The sequence below is a fragment of the Corallococcus llansteffanensis genome, from assembly GCF_003612055.1.
Lineage (GTDB): Bacteria > Myxococcota > Myxococcia > Myxococcales > Myxococcaceae > Corallococcus > Corallococcus llansteffanensis.
In genome coordinates, this window is sequence record NZ_RAWB01000172.1 from 1 (window position 1) to 16,749 (window position 16,749).

Sequence of the window (16,749 nt, forward strand, 5' to 3'; positions counted from 1 at the left end):
ACCAAGCGGACTTCCGGTGCCTGCGCTTCGACGGCGGATGGTGGCTGCATGGGAAATCCCGCTCCTCCCCCTCATGTTTCTTCAACCGGAGGGCGACTGCGGTCTCTTCCAAACTACAACTGTAGGACTACCGCGCACCCCATGGGAGGGCAGCCTGGGCAGGCGTGTACTTCAAGGGGCTGCGCGGCCTGTCCACCGACCGGGCTCACTGCTCGCGCGGCTTCTGTCAGCGCTCCTCCTCGGCACCTCCGCTCCAGCCCTCACCCTCAACATGGCCTCTATCTCGCCCATACGCGGCTACCGCCTCGCGCAGTAGAAGAACTCCCGCGGGTGCTTCACAAGTTCGGCGCTTGCTCGTCTAAGAGAGGAGTGCGTCGCTCTCACAACTCGGTACGCCCTCTGGAGAAACTCGTGCCCAGTGCATATAAGAACATCCAATTCGTCCCCTATCAGGTGATGACACTCTTCCCAACCGATCCGAACAAGAAGGCACTGAAATCCGATCCTGTACTCCCGCCTGGATCTCCTGGGAGTACAGGGAAGTGCAACGAACCCTGGTTCGTGGATGACGCCCTCGTCCGTATCCAGCGCCTTCGTGACGTCGTGCGCTTCGCCCAGGCGACCCTCAAGGCCTTCGGAAAGATGGGAACCACGGATACCCTCAAAATATTCGTCGCACCGGAGTTCTACTTCCGGCTTGGAGATGACGGCTACCCTCACGCGGGACTCGGGGGGACTAAAGTCGGCTCTGTGACCACCGACAATCCCTGCTCGGTCCAGACGATCATTGATACATTGCGCGCGACCTTCCAGACCGAGGAATTCCGAGACTGGCTGATCATCCCTGGAACCATCTTCTCCCATGAGGGTGAGCTGACATCGGCTCAGAGATGGATTCTGGTGACAGAGCAAGATACGTCGGGTTCTGACGTCGTGAAAAAGGTGACGGACTGGAACAAGGTCGACTGGACGAAGACGAAGATTTGGGACGTTTCCAAGGACGACCCTAGTATTCTGACCAATAGCGTCGTCTATCCATTGTACCGCGCTCACTATTCTCCGTTCAATGGGACGGTGGCAAGTAACTACTTCAACACCACGGTTGTCATCAAGGGTGGCGCTCATCTCTCCTCGACCGACCCGGGGTACGTGCTCAACTGGAAGGGACCAATGTCCAATATTGATGTTCCTTGGTTTGGCTCCCGGCCCCGCGACTCAGCGAGTCGTGCCTATAACCTGAATGACCTGGATCCCACCTTGCGCGATGCGCGGAACAACGCGCTCTACAAGACTCTCCTCGACCAGTGGCCCACCGTGAAGGAGCGCATCTTCACCATCGACGGAATTACGTTTGGTTTGGAAATCTGTCTCGACCACGGCGCCGGCATTCTCAAGCGGATGATCGCAGACTGGACGAAATCCGAGACTGAGTGGACGAGCCTCTCCAAGGCATACTTCCGCAATGACGTAGGGATCGATCTGCAGAACGTGGGACGAGACGCACTGAGCCTTCTTACTCTGGACTCCACCAAACTTCTTCAGAATATCAACTCGCTCTCTGCGGCCACCAGTTGGAGCGCCCCCTCAGTAGTTAGCCAAGTCAAGGGGCTGACCCTCGACGCCGCTAAAATCCCAGACGCGAAGGTGTCCCTTGCAAAGGCATTTGCGCGAGGCCTTGCCCGGCTTGATGATCTAAATGCCTCGGAGAAGCAGAGTGCCGCCTCCGGGCCCAGCATCGACGTCCACATTATCTCCTCATGCGGAATCGCGGTTGCCCCTCTCAACGTCTGCGCGCGTAACGGCGGGTACGTGGTGCACTGCGACGGGAGCGTTGGAACGTGGAATCTGAGCGCTGGTCCCTCGAGGCGTTACACCCTCGGAAAGCAGGTTGGTACGAACTTGGCGGTGGAACCGGACACTTCGAAGAGCATGGACGTGAAGGTCAGCGCTGACCTGGAGTTGCTGCCCCCCCCCGCCGCTGGGACGAGTTGGTACGAGCAGCGCGTTATTGCCTACGCTCCTAAGCCCCTCTGAACTGCGTGGCCAAGGGACTTCCCTCTCTGTCAAGTGAGTGAGACAGCCCGTACCCAGCAGTTTAGTGTGCAGGGCGACCCAGGCAGGGACGATGAATCCGGTGGTGAAAGAAGCTCGTGTTGGGGAGACCGAGGTGGTGGAGAAGGCGAAGCGTCGTCGCTTCACGGCGGAGGACAAGCGGCGCATCCTCGAGGAAGCGGACCGCTGCACGAAGCCCGGCGAGGTGGGGGCGATGCTGCGTCGTGACGGGCCGTACTCCTCGCTCTTGAGCGTCTGGCGACGCCAACGTGAGGCCGGAGGACTGGCGGCGCTGGCGCCTTCCAAGCGAGGTCCCCCGGCGAAAGGCGGACCTCGTCCGGGGCACATTGCCGTTCAAGCTCACCCACACCAGTAGCGGCACGCGCAAGACCGCCAACCTGAACGTGACGATGGGCCCCGGCCAGGTCCTCGACGTAGGCACCTGCGCCGTGGATGGCGCCAACGCCGTGGGTGACACCATCGTGCGGGTGCACGACTCGACGGGGTGGGTGGTGGCGGAGAACGACGATGCCTTCGGCACCTGCGGCGGGCTTTCGCGCGTCATCTTCGGCACGGACGTGTCGGCCCAGACGGCGCAGTATCAAATCCGCGTCGGCTGCTTCGGCAACACGAGCTGCCGCGGTACGGCCGCCTACGTCATCTACTGACCCTTGCCTGATGAAAGGACGTGGGACTCCTCTCGGACGTCCTCGCCGAAGGGCACGGCGGCAGGGAAGGCGGGAAGGGCAGGTCGGGGCCGTGTCCTTCGTCCAGTGCTTCGGCTCGGCGGACCCGGGCAGGTGTCCCGGGACCGCGGCGCGGGTCCATCAGGGAGCCAGGACGTCGAACTGGCAGGAGGAGGCCCCCAGCGCGACCGTGTAGGCCGTCCACAGGTCGATGCCATAGGTGCCGGAGGTCGGCGCCGTGAGGGTCCGCATCCAGCGTTGGTCCACGCGCTCGAGGTCTCCCGGGTACCGCATGCCCTGCGTGTCCTCGAAGGCCGCGGACAGCTGAAGCTGTCCCGGGTTCGTCTTCCACGCACAACTGAGCTGGTAGCGCTGCCCGGCCGTGGCCTCGAAGGAGAAGAAGTCGTGGTCCGAGGGATCCGCGATGAAGACGGACACCGCCTGTGACGGGCCCGTCAGCGGCGTGGCCGTGGCCAGGGTGTCGCCATGGTCGTCCGCGCCGAAGTCCTCGAACTGGAGGGTGTACTGGCCTTCCACCCAGCGCGCGGGCACGACCGGATCAAGGTCCACGTGCACGAAGTGCGTGGCCTGGGACGCCCTGAAGGCCGTCGTGCTCATGTCTCCCCCCTGCAGGGAGGAGAAGTCGCTGCCGGGTGCGGCGTTCCGGAGCCGGCAGCCCTTGTCCCCGTCGATGGTGCACGACACCCGGTAGGCGTGACCGGCCACGACGCCCAGGGAGAAGATGTCCTTGTCCTTGAGGGTTTCCATCTTCGCCTGCACGGACGCCGTGCCTGCCGCGAGCGCGGTGGCGGTCTCCACGGTGTCCCCGTGGTCCTCCGCGCCCAGGTCCTTCAACACGACGGTGTAGGGCTGAAGGGGAAGCGTGATCAGGTTGTCCTGGATGGAGGCGTAGAGCACGCCCCCCGGAGACTTGAAGGCCGTGGCGGCATGGGTCTCCCTGAAGTACATCCCGTTCACGAAGGCCTGGGGCTCCTTGAGGGAGTCGAAGAAACCCAGCTCCCAGAACATCGTGGGGAAGACACTGTCGAGGACATAGACATGCCCCTCGACGGTCTGGAACGAGAACAGGTCCCGTTCGCCTTTGTGTTCCCCGGTCCCCATCCGGGGCTGCTCCGAGGGCGTCCAGGACGGCGCCGTGGTGAACAGGTCGCCGGAGTCGTCCAGCCCCATGTCCACGAACCGGAAGACGAAGGGCAGACGGGTGGGCACGGTGACTTGGGAAACGTCCACGGTATGGACCGCTCCCGCCGTGAGCCCCGACCAATGCCAGGAGCGCGCAAAGGGGTCGAGGCCGGAGAAGCGCTGATCGACCAGGTCGATCGACCTTCCCTGCGCGTCCCGCATGTCCAGGACGTAGCCCTCGTTCGCGGCCTCGACGATGAAGTCGTAGTGGTGCCCGGCCTCGGCCACGAAGGCGAACCGGAGCGGCGCTTCCACGCCTCCCCTCGGAACGCTTTGGACCACCGTCTCCGACGGCATCAGCAGCGTGTAGCCCTCCGGGATGAGGGGCGGTGTCTGTTCGGTCGAGCCGGCATCCAGGTCGGAGCCGGCATCCAGGTCGGAGCCGGCATCGGTCCCGGCGTCGACGGTGGTGCCTGCGTCAGGGGCGGGGTCGTCCTTGGAATCACAGGCACCCAGCGCGAAAAGGCAGGCGACGAGCATGAAGGTAGACAGCGGGTGTTTCAGCATGGGCATGGAATGGGCTCCCCCTCAGGAGGACGCCCACCCTATGCGACGGCTGACATGCCGCCAATTCACGCTCAGTACGGGCTCGACGTGGGGCGGATGATGATTTCACTCACGTCCACGTCCACGTCCACGTCCGCCGGCTGGCTGATGGGAGTGGAAGCTCCAGGGCTGGCCCGAGATGATGGGCCGCACCCCGACCCCCGAGGATCTCGTAGTGCCCATACCCAGACCAACCAACCGTGGCCCCCGCGTGGAGTTCGGCGAGATGTGGACGGACCACCACTCCTACAAGCGGTGAAGGACTTGGAGGTGCTGGGCCTGCGGCACCGGCGCGGCCACGATCTGCGCCGGACGATGATCTCCCTGGCTCGAACGGACGGGGCCCGGAAGGACATCCTTGAACTCTGCACGCACACGCCGCGCAAGAGCGGCAGTGCCATCGACCTCTACACCACGTTCCCGTGGGAGGCCCTCTGCGCCGAGGTGGCCAGGCTCAAGGTCCAACTGGAGGCGGCGGGAATCGAACCCGCCGCTCGGAGCCTCTGGCGAGAGCGATCCAACCCGGTCGAGCGCCGTTTCCGTAAGACTGCTCAGCACGGCACTCCGAGAGTGGGCTTGGCGGAGTTGCGTGGGAGCCCACCCGTAATCTGTGCCCTGGCGAGGCGTGGCTGGGGAGGGGCAGGTGGGGGAGCACGGGTGGGAGTACCGGCGCAGGCGGCCGGAGGGGACGGTGCTGTATGAGGCGGTGAGGGACAATCTCGCCACGTTTCTAGCGGAGGCGAGCGAAGTGGGGCGAGGCCTGCCCCGGTACGTGGAGCGGGACTTCCCCCGATACCTGGGGTGCGGAGTATTGGCGCACGGCTTCGCGCGGGTGCGTTGTGAGAGTTGTAAGGACGAACTTCTCGTCGCCTTCTCGTGCAAGGGACGAGGGGTGTGCCCCTCCTGCAATGCGAAGCGGGCGCATGTGACGGCAGTGCATCGGGTGGAGCGAGTGCTGCCGCACGTGCCCTACCGGCAGTGGACGCTGTCCTTTCCGCACCGGGTGCGGTGGGTGTTGCTCAAGGACGTGGGACTCCTCTCGGAGGTTCTCACCGTCTTTCTGCGCGCGCTGTTTGCCCTGCGGCGTCGAAGGGCACGGCGACAGGGGCTGTACGGTGGGCAGGTCGGGGCCGTGTCATTCGTCCAGTTCTTCGGCTCAGCCCTGCAGGTAACGCCGCACTTCCACTCGCTGGTGCCAGACGGCGTCTTCGTGCCGCAGGAGAGCGGTGTGCGCTTCGAGGCGTTGCCGCCACCCACTCAATCAGAGGTAGAGCGACTGCTGAGGGGAGTGCGCCAGCGGGTGCTGCGCCTCCTGGAAAACAGAGGGGCTCTCCCCGCGCAAGGGCCCGAGGACGTGCAGCAGGCATACCAAGCGCATTCCCTGCAGCAGCGACTGCGCTGGCTGGAACTGGATGTCTTGCGCCCTCCCAGCAAGCAGCCGCGGTGCTCCTTCCTGGAGGGATTCTCCCTGCACGCCAACACGCACCTGCACGCCAATGATCGGCAGGGGCTGGAGCGGCTGTGCCGCTATGGAGCGCGCGGCGCGTTGGCGCTGGAGCGTTTGTCACGAGCGGAAGACGGTCGCATTGCCTGGCGGATGAAGCGTCCGCTGCCAGATGGCACCACACACCTCTTCTTCACTGGACTGGAACTCTTACGTCGCGTGGCGTCTCTGGTACCTCCACCTCGGTCGAACCTCACAAGATTCCATGGCGTCTTCGCTCCGGGCGCGAAACTCCGGCCATTTCTGCTCCCTCAAGCGGGGGCAGAGCCGAAGCCGGAAGAGGCAAGTGAGCCGCCTGAGGCAGCGGCGAGGCAGGAGCGCACGCCGCGGCTGGATGGGGCCGTGTTGCTGCGCAGGAGCTTCGCGCTGGACGTGTTCGGGTGCGGCAGGTGTGGAGGCAGGCGCCGGGTGGAGGCGTCCCTGACGGCGCCCGGCGGGGTGCGCGCCCTGTTGGAGCACCTGGGACTGCCCACGCTGCCTGGGAGACGGGCTCCAGCACGGGGGCCACCCCAGAAAGGGTGGTGTTGAGTCAGTAGCAGCAGTGGCCCCCCTGCCCAAGTCGCCTGCCGCGCCCCTGAGGGGAGCGCGGCCTGAGCGGGCGTGTGCCCCATGAGGGCTGCACGGCTTGTCCACCGGCCTGGCGCGGACTGCACGAAGGAGTCGCGCACCACCGCATCCTCCTCGATGGAGGCCACCGCCGGGTGGCGGGCCAGCTCGAGCGCCTGGGCCTCCGTCATGCGCACCGAGAAGCCCCGCAGGGCCTTCTGATACACGTGGAGCACCTGTCCACCGTGCTTCGACGCCAGCGCCTCCGCCAGCGCTGGCACTCCCTCCGGCTCGCCCATGGCCGGGGGCGCGAGCACCACCACGTACTGCCCGGGTACGGGGAACTCCGCTCGCAACAGGCGGGACGTCTGGCCTGTCGCCTCGGCGGACGCCTCTCCCGTGGAGGGCTCCGACTCCGGATGACAGGCGGACAATATCAACCACGGTAGCAGCATCAGGGGACGTCGGACGTTGCGCATGGGCGGGTGCTCCGGGTGACAGGAGTCACTGGGAGTAGCGCCGTGCTCCTCTCGCAGCCAAGCCGCGAAGACTGAAATAAAAGCAATACATGAATTCATGGTGGGGTGAGCAGTGTCGCCGCCTGGAGACGGCGGTTCTCGGCTTCCAGCTCCGCGATGCGGTTCTCCAGCCGCTGGAGCGCCTGGGCCACCTCGGAGGCATCGAGCTTCTGCGGGATGTGCTTCGGGCAGTTCACATCCCAGGCGCTCACCGTGATGAGGACGACCTGTTCGGGGCGCGCCCGGGACCCGGTGGGAACGAACCGGGACAGCAGCTCGTCCGTCGCGGGGACGGCGCGCGCCGTGCCCCAGACCTTGACGCGGCGCTGGTGCGCGTAGTCGATGAGGAAGAGGCAGACCCGCTCGTTCTCGGACAGGTTGCCCGTCGAGACATACTGGCGGTTGCCCACGAAGTCGACGAACCCGAGCGTGTGGTCGTCGAGCGCCTGGATGAAGCCTCGGGGGCCACCGCGATGCTGGATGTAGGGCTGCCCCTCCGCGCTCGCGGTGGCCAGGAACCCCGTGTCCACCTGCGCGAGGAACGCGCGCAGGCCCTCCGTCACCTCGGTCTCGAAGCCCCCGTCGCGCTCCATCCGGGCATACGCGGCCCTGGAGCCACGCTCGCCCTGCACCTGCTTCACCGCTGGGGAGAAGGCCACATCGCTCGAAGAGGGTTTCATGGGTCCAAGGTACGGACCTCCCGCTTCGGCAACAATGGCGCGTCCGTGGTAACAGTATTCCAAGGGGTGGAACAATGGATCGAGTCGGGGAGTGGCGCCTCTTCGTGTCCGTCGCGAGCCTGGGGAGCTTCATCGAGGCGGCCCGGGCCCAGTCTTGCTCCCCCCAGAGCGTCACCCGCGCCGTCGCCGCGCTGGAGCAGCGGCTGGGCACGCGCCTGCTGAACCGGACCACCCGGTCTGTTTCGCTCACGGGGGAGGGGGAGCGCTACCTCGAGCGCAGCCGCCGGGCCCTGGCGGAGTTCGAGCTGCTCGAAGCGCCCTCCGCCGAGCGGACCGAACTGCACGGCACGCTGTCCGTGACGGCGTCGGTGCTCTTCGGCCAGCTGCACCTCGTGCCCGTGGTGGCGGAGTTCCTGGGAGCCCATCCCCAGCTGGACCTGCGGCTCACTCTGCTTGATCGCGTGGTGTCGCTGGCCGAGGAGGGCGTGGACGTGGGCGTGCGGATCGGGGCGCTCGCCGACTCGGCGCTGCGGGCCCGTGGGGTCGGCCACGTGCGCTCGGTCATCTGCGCGAGCCCGGCCTACTTGAAGCGCGCGGGCGTGCCGAAGGACCCGGAGGCGCTGGCCCACCATGAGTGCATCGCGTTCACGACCACGACCCCCATCGCGGACCGGTGGTCCTTCCCGAGCGGCGGAAGGCGGGAGCGAGGCGTCACCGTGCGCCCACGGTTGATCATCAACACGGCCCAGGGGGCCATCGAGGCCGCGCTGGCCGGCCTGGGACTCGTGCGGGTCCTCTCCTATCAAGTGGACGCGCTGCTCGCGGACAAGCGGCTGCGCGTGGTGCTCGAACGGTTCGAGTCAGCGCCCGTTCCGGTGCAACTCGTCCACCTGCCGGGCCCCCAACGCCGGGCGGCGACGGTCTTCCTGGATTTCGCGGCCGAGCAGCTGCGCAAGCGCATCGGCTCGCGGGCCTAGGGGTTCAGGACCTGCTCAAACCCTGACCACGCCGCGGGTTCGATTCCCGCTGCCTCCATCCCGAGAAGCCCAGCCATCTTGACGGGTTGCTGGGTTTTTCTTTGTCCTCGTTTTCATCATGTGTCCCCAGTGTGCCCCTCTGGCGTCTCTAGCCCAGAGCGGCGCGCGGCTGTGGAATGGGACGAGCCAGCTCCTACCCGCGCGCCTGTCCTATCCGCGGCCATCCTCTTCTTCCGGGAGACGGGGACCGCCCGCTGCACGGTCTCCCTGCGGCTCCGCTGGAGGCAGTGCCGGCTCGCTGAGAAAGCCCCCGACCCGCGGCGCGTTCGAAGTGCCGCAGTCTCCCTCCCTCCGCTCCTATGCGCCGGTCAGCAAGAAGATCTGCAAGCGCCCGAAGTTGTCAGAGAGAGGTTTGTCGTTGATGCGCACCAGCAGCGCGTTGCCGTCCCCCATCAGCAAAGCTTCCATTGACGACGATGGACTGCTGGCCGTGGGCGGCGGTGGCGGTGAGCAGCAGCGCGGTGAGCAGAGCAATCCTCATGTGTTCCTCACAGATTCGGGGAGGGGCGCTCGCGAGCGATATCGCCGCGAACCCGTGGAGAGCTGGAAGTCGAACTCCCAGAGCGCGGACACGTCAGCCCGCTTCGCTGACACGTCAGCGAAGCGTGTCCATGGCCTCGAGCCCCTTCTCCGTCACCCCGCATCTCCTCTTACACGTGGGCTCCAAGGGTCTGGCCTGCCGTTTGCTGTGAGACAGCTCCCAGGGTCAAAACCCTTTTCAGATACCAGCCCTTGATGTGAGGAATTGATTACGATGCTCGCTTCCATTGCTACCGTCCTGCTGGCCAATGCGCTCGGCCAGGCCCCCACCAGCACCATGGCCGCTCCGGCGCCCTTCCCCTATTGTGGTATGGAGATCCAGCTCAAGTCGTGGAAGGGGGACTACCTGAACCGTTCCGACGCGGCCATTCCCATCACCGCGGCGGCCACCGGTGCCACCGGCAACAAGTGGACCGCCGAGTGCACCACGGACGGCAAGGTGAAGCTGAAGTCGACGAAGGGGGACTACCTGAACCGTACCAACCTGGCCCAGGGCGCCACCGTCGCCACGGCGGCCACTGGCACCGGCACCGTGTGGACGCCTGCATTCACCACCGCCGGCAAGCTCGTGCTGCGGTCGTCGAAGGGGGACGGCCTGCACCGGCCGGACAGCCCCCCGGCCGTCACCAGCTGGGGCACCGGCATTGGCAATGAGTGGACCGTCGAGCTCGCCGCGTGCGGCAAGAAGGTGGTGCTGCGGTCGTCGAAGATGGACGGCCTGCACCGGCCGGACAGTGCCCCGGCCGTCACCACCTGGGGCACCGGCATTGGCAATGAGTGGACCCTTGAGTGCGCCGCGGACGGCAAGTACCTGTTCAAGTCGTGGAAGGGGGACTACCTGAACCGTACCGACGCGGCCCAGGGCATCACCGCGGCGGCCACCGGCGCCACCGGCAACGCGTGGACTCCTGAGTTCGCCAGCGGCAAGGTGAAGCTCAAGTCGGTGAAGGGGGACTACCTGAACCGTACCGACGCGGCCCAGGGCGTCAACGCGGCGGCCACCGGCACCGGCACCGTGTGGAGCCTGGAAATGTTGCCGAACCCGTAAGTCGTACGGGCTGCTCCAGAATCGCCCGCCCGCCGGGGCCCGTGCAGGCGGCCCCGGCGGTGGGATTCGACTCTTCAGCAACGGGAGGCGGACTTACGGGGCGCGGTCCGGATCCACGGCGAGGCAGGGCTCCATCTTCTCGAGGGCAACGAGGAGTCGAGCGCGCTCAGCACCAGGCCGCGGTCGATTCTCTCGCCCATCGCCCAACCCACCACCTTGCGGCTGAAGAGGTCCAGCAGCACCGCCAGGTACAACCAGCCCTCGTCGGTCCAGACGTAGGTGATGTCACCCACCCATGCGCGGTGGGGCTGGCCGGGTTGGAAGTTACTTTCCAGAGTGTTTGGTGCCACCGGGTGGCGGTGGGCCGAATCGGTGGTCCGCACGAAGCGACGCCGGGCCGTCCACGCAGGCCCGCCTGGCGCATCAGGCGAGCCACTCGCTTCCGGGCCACCCGCTGGCCGCGCGCTTTGAGTTCCGCATGCACCCGCGGAGCGCCGTACGTGCCCCGGCTCTCCTGGTGGACGGCTGCCACTTCGAGGCGGAGCGCCTGGTCGCGTTTCTTCTGCTCGGACTCGGGCCGCGACTGCCACGCGTAATAGCCACTGCGAGAGACGCCCAGGTGCAAGTCTACTTCTGCGACCCGCACAGCCCCTGGCAGCGCGGCAGCAACGAAAACACCAACGGCCTGCTGCGCCAGTACTTCCCCAAGGGCGTGGACCTGAGCGCCCTCTCCGGCAAGCAACTTGACGCCATCGCGTACGAACTCAACGGGCGCCCGCGTCAAACCCTTGCATGGCGAACGCCTGCCGAAGTATTCGCGTCAGCTGTTGCGACGACCGCTTGAGAGCGCCGGCTCTCCCGCAAAGGTGAGGTCGAACCCGTGGATGCTGCCGTCGGTGGTGTGGCAGTCCACGAAGAGGTGCGGCCACCACGTCTGGTACAGCTTCGCCATGGCGCGCGTCTCCGGCGCCTCCTGCTTCATGTTGTCGCGGTTGAGGTTCCAGCCCTCGCCCGTGTAGCGCATGCCCACGCCACCGGGCGGGTTCACCTGGCCCTCCAGGTTCTTCAAATCCAACGCGCGGTTGCCCTTGCTGATGCGGTCATTGCCGTCCGGGTTGAAGTTGGGGACGAACACGAGGCACAGCCGGTCCAGGATCTTCTTGCCCAGGGACGTGAGGGTGAGGTCGCGCGCGAGCGCCTGGAGGGTCTCCTTGCCCTCCACCTCACCGGCGTGGATGTTGGCCTCCACCATCACGACGATCTTCTTCTGCTTCTGCGCCAGCTCCGGCGTGAAGCAGTTGCGGTCGCTGAGGATGAGCGCCATGAGCGGTTGACCTTCACCGCTCTGGCCGAAGTCCACGCGCTTCGCGAGCTTCGTCTGGGCACACAGGGCGTTGACGAAGGCGACCACGTCGGCGCTGCGGGACGTTTCCTGGTAGTCGGTGGCTTCCGCGCATCCGAGCGCTCCGGCCCTTCGGCGTCAAGCACGCGCGAAGGGGGGGCGTCTTGCCGCGCCGTGGCGGTGTCCCATATGAAACCCGACGGAAAAAGTGCAGTGGAGGGGGCTTCATGATGCGAAGTGATCAGCGGCGAAAGCACGCGTGGGGCGTGCTGTTCCTGGGGCTGGCTTTGGCGTGGGCCACGGGGTGCAAGAAGGAGCAGCCCGCGGAGGCGGCCGTGCCCGTGGACGCGGGCGTGGTGGCGGTGGCCGTGTTGGACGCGGGCACCCGGCCCGTGGACGCGGGGACGGTGGCGAAGGTGGTGAAGCCGCTGCGCTTCTCGAACGTGGTGATTTCACGTCAGGACCTCCGTGTGGACGTGACCTACACGCTCTCCAATCCCGGGACGGCGCAGGGGCGCGGGGAGGCGTGCATGACGCTGCTCGATGAGCAGGGGCACACCATCGAGGTGGTGCGCCTGGGCGGCATCGTCGTGAAGGGCGGGTTGGAGGACACGTTCGAGGACCACGTGACCGTGGACGACCTGCGGTGGCGCCAGACCCGCTCCGTGCTGCTCTTCACCAGGCCCAACCGCGCCAGTTGCGTCTACAGCAGCAGCCCGCCGACCAGCGAGCCCATGCGGCTGCTGCCATCAGGCAAGCCCGCGACGGCGGACCTGCCCGAGCCCGCTCCGCTGAGGGAAACGAAGCCGGAGGACCTCGAGGTGTCCGACGTCGAGGTGACCCAGGACGGGACCCTGGCGTCCTACGCCATCCGCTTCACGGTGAAGAACGTGAGCGACCACCGGGCTTCGGGGCGCGGGTGTCTGCGGGCCTACCGGGTGAAGGACTCTGACGCGGTCGATGAGTCCCTCGTGGGGAGCTTCAACCTGGCCGCGGGCGCGTCCGTGACCCTCACGGACTCCGTCGACTTCCAGGATGACAAGCAATGGGACGAGGTCACGGTGCTGCGCCTCTTCACGAGCTTCTATGGCTGCGCGGACGAGGAGGAGACGGAGAACCCGGGCTTCCTGTTCGACAAGCCGGCGGCTATCCGTTCGCCCGTGGAGGAGGAGTCGGCGGACGTCGAAGCGGTGGATGACGCGGCTCCGGCTGGCGAGGTGACGGAATGATGCGCGATGGCGAATGGAGGCGGAGCCTGGGCGTCCTGCTCCTGGGCGGCGCGGTGGTGTGGGGGGTGGGGTGCAAGAAGGAACAACCTCAGGCCCGCGCGCCCGTGGATGCGGGGGCGGTGGCTGCCGCCGTGGCCGACGCGGGTGTTCCAGACGCGGGGCCGGTGGCGAAGGTCGTGAAGCCGCTGCGCTTCTCGGACGTGGTGCTCAAGCAGGACAGGATCCGGCTGGACGTGACGTACACGCTCACCAACCCGGGGACGGCCCAGGGGCGAGGGGACGCGTGCCTGGCGCTGCTCGATGAGAAGGGCGTCGTCGTCCACGTGCTGAGGATGGGCAACATCGCCGTGAAGGGCGGCACGGACGATGTGTTCGTGGACGACCTCTACGTGCCCGAATCCATCTGGCCACAGGCCCGGACCGTGCTGCTGTACACGGCCGCCGACCGTCTCTGTGAGCATGACGACTTCGGGGTGACCAGCGAGCCCCTGCGCCTGCTCCCCACGGGCCAGCCCGCGCCCGCGGGGGCACCCGTGCCCACGAGGCCGAAACCGCTGGCCGCAGGGGAGCTCCAGCTGTCCGACGTCAGGCTGGCGCAGCCCGGTGGGGGCACGCTCTATGAGCTCACGTACACATTGAAGAACGTGAGCGCCCGGCGCATCAATGGCAGTTCCTGCCTCCAGGGGTACGAAGGGGACGCGGACGACTTCCTGCTTCACGCCTCGCTGGGTGTGTTCAGCCTGGCGCCCGGCGCGCAGGAGACGCGCACCGAGGAGGTCGACGCCTCGGACGCCAAGGCCTGGGACCGGGTGTCCACGCTGAACCTCTTCGTAAGTGAGCAGCTGTGCTTCGCGGCCGATTCGAAGCAGTCGCCCTCCCGCCTCGAGTTCAAGAAGCCTGACGACGTCCATTCTCCGGATGAGGACGCGACCGGGATGGACTCGAGTGATGCCTACGAAGCCGAACCGGCGTTCCCACAGGAGCCGCCTTCGTCGGACGAAGAGGATGAGGAGTCGCCGGAATCCCCGGGGAACTGACGCCGGGGTGGATGAGGCCGAGCTGTCACCAAGGAAGACATCATGATGCGGAGTGATTCGCGGCGCGTGCTGGGCGGGGTGTTGGTGGGCCTCGCGGCGGTGTGGAGCGCCGGGTGCAAGAAGGAACAGCCGCAGGCGAGCGCGCCGGTGGACGCAGGAGTCGCTCCCTCAAGCGGGGGCAGAGCCGAAGCCGGAAGAGGCAAGTGAGCCGCCTGAGGCAGCGGCGAGGCAGGAGCGCACGCCGCGGCTGGATTGGGCGGGGTTGCTGCGCAGGAGCTTCGCGCTGGACGTGTTCGGGTGCGGCAGTTGTGGAGGCAGTCGCCGGGTGGTGGCGTCCCTGACGGCGCCCGGCGGGGTGCGCGCCCTCCTGGAGCACCTGGGACTGCCCACGCTGCCTGGGAGACGGGCCCCCGCACGGGGGCCACCCCAGAACGCGTGGTGTTGAGTCTGTAGCAGCAGTGGCCCCCATGCCCAAGCCGCCTGCCGCGCCCCTGAGGGGAGCGCGGCCTGAGCGGGCGTGTGCCCCATGAGGGCTGCACGGCTTGTCCACCGGCCTGGCGCACAGCTCGGCGGCATCCGTCAGCGTCCCTCCTCGGCACCTCTGCACCAGCCCTCACCCTCAACAGGCATCCTCTTCGCCCTATGCGTAGAAGCTCGCGTCGTTCAAGCCGAAGATCGGCTACCCGGTGAAGTGGCGGGACTACGACGCGCTCGAGGTGAAGCGCGACGACGCGGTGGGCAACGCCATCCGCGCCGCCTCCTTCGAGTACGAGCGCAATCTGGCGAAGCTGGGCAATCCGGTGGACCGCGACGAGTGGTTCATGCCGCCCATGCAGGTGAACGCGTACGCGAACCCGACGATGAACGAGATCGTCTTCCCGGCCGCCATCCTGCACCCCCCCTTCTTCGACCCGCACGCGGACCCGGCCGTGAACTACGGCGCGATCGGCGCGGTCATCGGCCACGAGATCAGCCACCACTTCGACGACCAGGGCCGCAAGTACGACCCCGAGGGCCGCCTCACCGACTGGTGGAAGCCCGAGGACGTGCAGCGCTTCAAGGTCTACACGGACCAGCTCGTCGCGCAGTACGCGCAGTACGAGCCGCTGCCGGGCACGAAGGTGAACGGCGAGCTCACGCTGGGTGAGAACATCGCGGACCTCGCGGGCCTGCTCGTGGCCTACGACGCCTACCAGCTGTCGCTGGGCGGCAAGCCCGCGTCGGTGCTCGAGGGCTTCTCGGGCGACCAGCGCTTCTTCCTCGGCCACGCGCAGGTGTGGCGCAGCAAGTACCGCGAGGAGGCGCTGCGCCAGCAGCTGGTGGTGGACTCGCACACCGCCGGCCACTTCCGCCCCAACGTGAGCCGCAACATCGACGCCTGGTACCAGGCCTTCGACGTGAAGCCGGGCCAGAAGCTGTTCCTGCCGCCCGAGCAGCGCGTGAAGATCTGGTAGGCGCGCACAGCGAGCGCTGAAGCACCGGAGGGCCCGCGGCAGCAGCGCGGGCCCTCTGCTTTGCGGGGCTCCGCCTCACGAAGCAGAGGGGTGGCGGCAGGCGGCACGGCAATGGGAGTAGGCTGGCCCCTCGGCAACGGAGGCAGCGGCATGCGAGCGAAGGCGACCAGGAAGGTGACGGCCGGCGCCGCGACGACGGCCTCCCGGGCCTCGACGGAGGCGCAGGTCCAGGCGGCGCTCGCGTCGCTGAAACGCCGGGCCACGAAGCACACGCTCGAGGGGATGGCGCGCTATGCGATTCCCTCGGACCACGCGTACGGCGTCGCGATGCGGGACATCAAGGCCCTCGGCAAGACGCTGGGGCGCGACCACGCCCTCGCCAGCGCCCTCTGGGCCACCGGCGTGTACGAGGCCCGCATGCTGGCCTCCTTCGTCGCAGACCCCGGGCAGCTCACGCCCGAGCAGATGGACGGCTGGTGCAGCGACTTCGACAACTGGGCCTACTGCGATGCGATGAGCTTCAACCTCTTCGACCGCTCGCCGCACGCGTGGGCCAAGGTCGCGGAGTGGAGCGCCAGGCGAAACGAGTTCGAGAAGCGCACCGCGTTCGCGCTGCTGTGGAGCCTCAGCACGCACGACAAGCGCGCGGGCGACGAGGCCTTCCTCCACGGCCTCGCGCTCATCGAGCGCGAGGCCGGTGACGGGCGCAACTTTGTGAAGAAGGCCGTGAACATGGCCCTGCGCGCGGTGGGCAAGCGCAACCGCGCGCTCAACGTCGCCGCCGTAGCGGTGGCCCGGCGCCTGGCGGCCTCCACGGAGCCCGCGGCGCGGTGGGTGGGCAGCGATGCGCTGCGCGAGCTCACGGGGCCGGGAGTGACGAAGCGGCTCGAGGGCCGGGCCCGCACCACCTGAGGTCACTCACGGCGCGTACGCGCGCGTGCGCAGGCGCGGGCGCACCAGTACCGCGAGCCCACCCAGCGCGAGCCAGGGCAGCACGTGGAAGCCGAGCAGGTGCTGCACCGTGCCCACAGGGCAGGAGAGGTGCAGGCCGAGCAGCCCCGCGGCCGCGGCGCTCAGCGTGGCGAGCAGCGTGCGCAGCGGGCGTGGGGGCAGCGCGGTGAGCAGCCACATCACCACGCCCAGGGGCAGCAGGGACATCAGCACCTCCGCGCTCAGGCAGGCCGCTCCGGGGATGGCGAAGAAGGGACGCAGGTTGGGGGCTCCCGAGCCACCGAAGCCCACGGCCACCGCCGCCACGAGCGCGAGCCCTGCGCCGAGCCCTCCCCGGGGCGACGGCGCGAAGGCGATGAGGGGCCCCGCGGCGATC

12 protein-coding genes and 4 pseudogenes are annotated in these 16,749 nt (G+C 67.4%); 10 read left to right on the plus strand and 6 right to left on the minus strand.

Annotated features, from left to right (window positions below; genetic code table 11):
- Positions 1-411: 411 nt before the first annotated feature.
- Together D7V93_RS17835 and D7V93_RS17840 are read left to right on the plus strand one after the other, a co-directional pair.
- Positions 412-2,034, plus strand: a complete 1,623-nt coding sequence (locus D7V93_RS17835) for a hypothetical protein (RefSeq protein ID WP_147451216.1) — start codon at positions 412-414, stop codon at positions 2,032-2,034.
- A 287-nt stretch (positions 2,035-2,321) separates the two neighbouring features.
- A complete protein-coding gene (locus D7V93_RS17840) occupies positions 2,322-2,720 on the plus strand; it encodes a hypothetical protein (protein ID WP_208723054.1) in 399 nt (132 codons plus the stop codon).
- A gap of 159 nt (positions 2,721-2,879) precedes the next feature.
- Here D7V93_RS17840 and D7V93_RS17845 read toward each other — a convergent pair whose 3' ends face one another.
- Positions 2,880-4,454, minus strand: a complete 1,575-nt coding sequence (locus D7V93_RS17845) for a hypothetical protein (RefSeq protein ID WP_120644553.1) — start codon at positions 4,452-4,454, stop codon at positions 2,880-2,882.
- Between the two features lie 781 nt (positions 4,455-5,235).
- Between D7V93_RS17845 and D7V93_RS47370 the strand changes: the two are divergent.
- A pseudogene (locus D7V93_RS47370) lies at positions 5,236-6,150 on the plus strand (transposase); the annotation flags it as partial.
- 92 nt (positions 6,151-6,242) lie between these two features.
- Here D7V93_RS47370 and D7V93_RS46670 read toward each other — a convergent pair.
- Positions 6,243-7,016 (minus strand): protease inhibitor I9 family protein, encoded by a 774-nt coding sequence (locus tag D7V93_RS46670; RefSeq protein WP_158623775.1) that lies wholly within the window; start codon positions 7,014-7,016, stop codon positions 6,243-6,245.
- Between the two features lie 95 nt (positions 7,017-7,111).
- The gene (locus tag D7V93_RS17860) at positions 7,112-7,735 is read right to left on the minus strand and encodes a pyridoxamine 5'-phosphate oxidase family protein (RefSeq protein ID WP_120644556.1); all 624 of its coding nucleotides are present in this window, start codon (positions 7,733-7,735) and stop codon (positions 7,112-7,114) included.
- Between the two features lie 74 nt (positions 7,736-7,809).
- Between D7V93_RS17860 and D7V93_RS17865 the strand changes: the two genes are divergently transcribed.
- Positions 7,810-8,712 carry a LysR family transcriptional regulator gene (locus D7V93_RS17865; protein WP_120644557.1) on the plus strand — a complete coding sequence of 301 codons (903 nt, stop codon included), beginning with the start codon at positions 7,810-7,812 and terminating at the stop codon, positions 8,710-8,712.
- Positions 8,713-9,526: 814 nt separating this feature from the next.
- Positions 9,527-10,360, plus strand: coding sequence for a hypothetical protein (locus tag D7V93_RS17870; protein WP_120644558.1), 834 nt, complete (start codon positions 9,527-9,529; stop codon positions 10,358-10,360).
- A 134-nt stretch (positions 10,361-10,494) separates the two neighbouring features.
- Here D7V93_RS17870 and D7V93_RS46675 read toward each other — a convergent pair.
- Positions 10,495-10,979 (minus strand): annotated as a pseudogene (locus D7V93_RS46675) (IS3 family transposase); the annotation flags it as partial.
- On the opposite strand from D7V93_RS46675, the pseudogene D7V93_RS17880 reads away from it, so the two are divergent.
- Positions 10,980-11,204: pseudogene (locus D7V93_RS17880) on the plus strand (IS30 family transposase); the annotation flags it as partial. It abuts the pseudogene before it with no gap.
- On the opposite strand, the gene D7V93_RS17885 reads toward D7V93_RS17880, so the two are convergent.
- Positions 11,181-11,771: a M14 family zinc carboxypeptidase gene (locus D7V93_RS17885; RefSeq protein WP_244237358.1), complete on the minus strand. Its 591-nt coding sequence runs from the start codon at positions 11,769-11,771 to the stop codon at positions 11,181-11,183. The pseudogene D7V93_RS17880 and the gene D7V93_RS17885 overlap by 24 nt on opposite strands.
- 158 nt (positions 11,772-11,929) lie before the next feature.
- Between D7V93_RS17885 and D7V93_RS17890 the strand changes: the two genes are divergently transcribed.
- The 4 genes from D7V93_RS17890 to D7V93_RS17910 all read left to right on the plus strand — a co-directional run bounded on the left by D7V93_RS17890 (position 11,930) and on the right by D7V93_RS17910 (position 16,334).
- Positions 11,930-12,931, plus strand: coding sequence for a hypothetical protein (locus D7V93_RS17890; protein ID WP_120644560.1), 1,002 nt, complete (start codon positions 11,930-11,932; stop codon positions 12,929-12,931).
- A complete protein-coding gene (locus tag D7V93_RS17895) occupies positions 12,928-13,968 on the plus strand; it encodes a hypothetical protein (protein ID WP_120644561.1) in 1,041 nt (346 codons plus the stop codon). Before D7V93_RS17890 ends, D7V93_RS17895 begins: the two co-directional genes overlap by 4 nt.
- Before the next feature lie 686 nt (positions 13,969-14,654).
- Positions 14,655-15,422: a M13-type metalloendopeptidase gene (locus D7V93_RS17905; RefSeq protein ID WP_341870937.1), complete on the plus strand. Its 768-nt coding sequence runs from the start codon at positions 14,655-14,657 to the stop codon at positions 15,420-15,422.
- 150 nt (positions 15,423-15,572) lie between these two features.
- Entirely contained in the window at positions 15,573-16,334 is a 762-nt protein-coding gene (locus tag D7V93_RS17910; RefSeq protein ID WP_120610097.1) for a DNA alkylation repair protein, read from the plus strand.
- Between the two features lie 6 nt (positions 16,335-16,340).
- Here the strand turns inward: D7V93_RS17910 and D7V93_RS17915 are convergent.
- A pseudogene (locus tag D7V93_RS17915) lies at positions 16,341-16,749 on the minus strand (DUF1109 domain-containing protein); the annotation flags it as partial.

What these genes read in the sequence shown, in the direction of transcription:
- D7V93_RS46670 (WP_158623775.1), bottom strand. Translation starts at nt 7,016, where the DNA reads ATGCGCAACGTCCGACGTCCCCTGATGCTGCTACCGTGGTTGATATTG.
- D7V93_RS17910 (WP_120610097.1), top strand. Translation starts at nt 15,573, where the DNA reads ATGCGAGCGAAGGCGACCAGGAAGGTGACGGCCGGCGCCGCGACGACG.
- D7V93_RS17865 (WP_120644557.1), top strand. Translation starts at nt 7,810, where the DNA reads ATGGATCGAGTCGGGGAGTGGCGCCTCTTCGTGTCCGTCGCGAGCCTG.
- D7V93_RS17860 (WP_120644556.1), bottom strand. Translation starts at nt 7,735, where the DNA reads ATGAAACCCTCTTCGAGCGATGTGGCCTTCTCCCCAGCGGTGAAGCAG.
- D7V93_RS17895 (WP_120644561.1), top strand. Translation starts at nt 12,928, where the DNA reads ATGATGCGCGATGGCGAATGGAGGCGGAGCCTGGGCGTCCTGCTCCTG.
- D7V93_RS17890 (WP_120644560.1), top strand. Translation starts at nt 11,930, where the DNA reads ATGATGCGAAGTGATCAGCGGCGAAAGCACGCGTGGGGCGTGCTGTTC.
- D7V93_RS17845 (WP_120644553.1), bottom strand. Translation starts at nt 4,454, where the DNA reads ATGCCCATGCTGAAACACCCGCTGTCTACCTTCATGCTCGTCGCCTGC.
- D7V93_RS17870 (WP_120644558.1), top strand. Translation starts at nt 9,527, where the DNA reads ATGCTCGCTTCCATTGCTACCGTCCTGCTGGCCAATGCGCTCGGCCAG.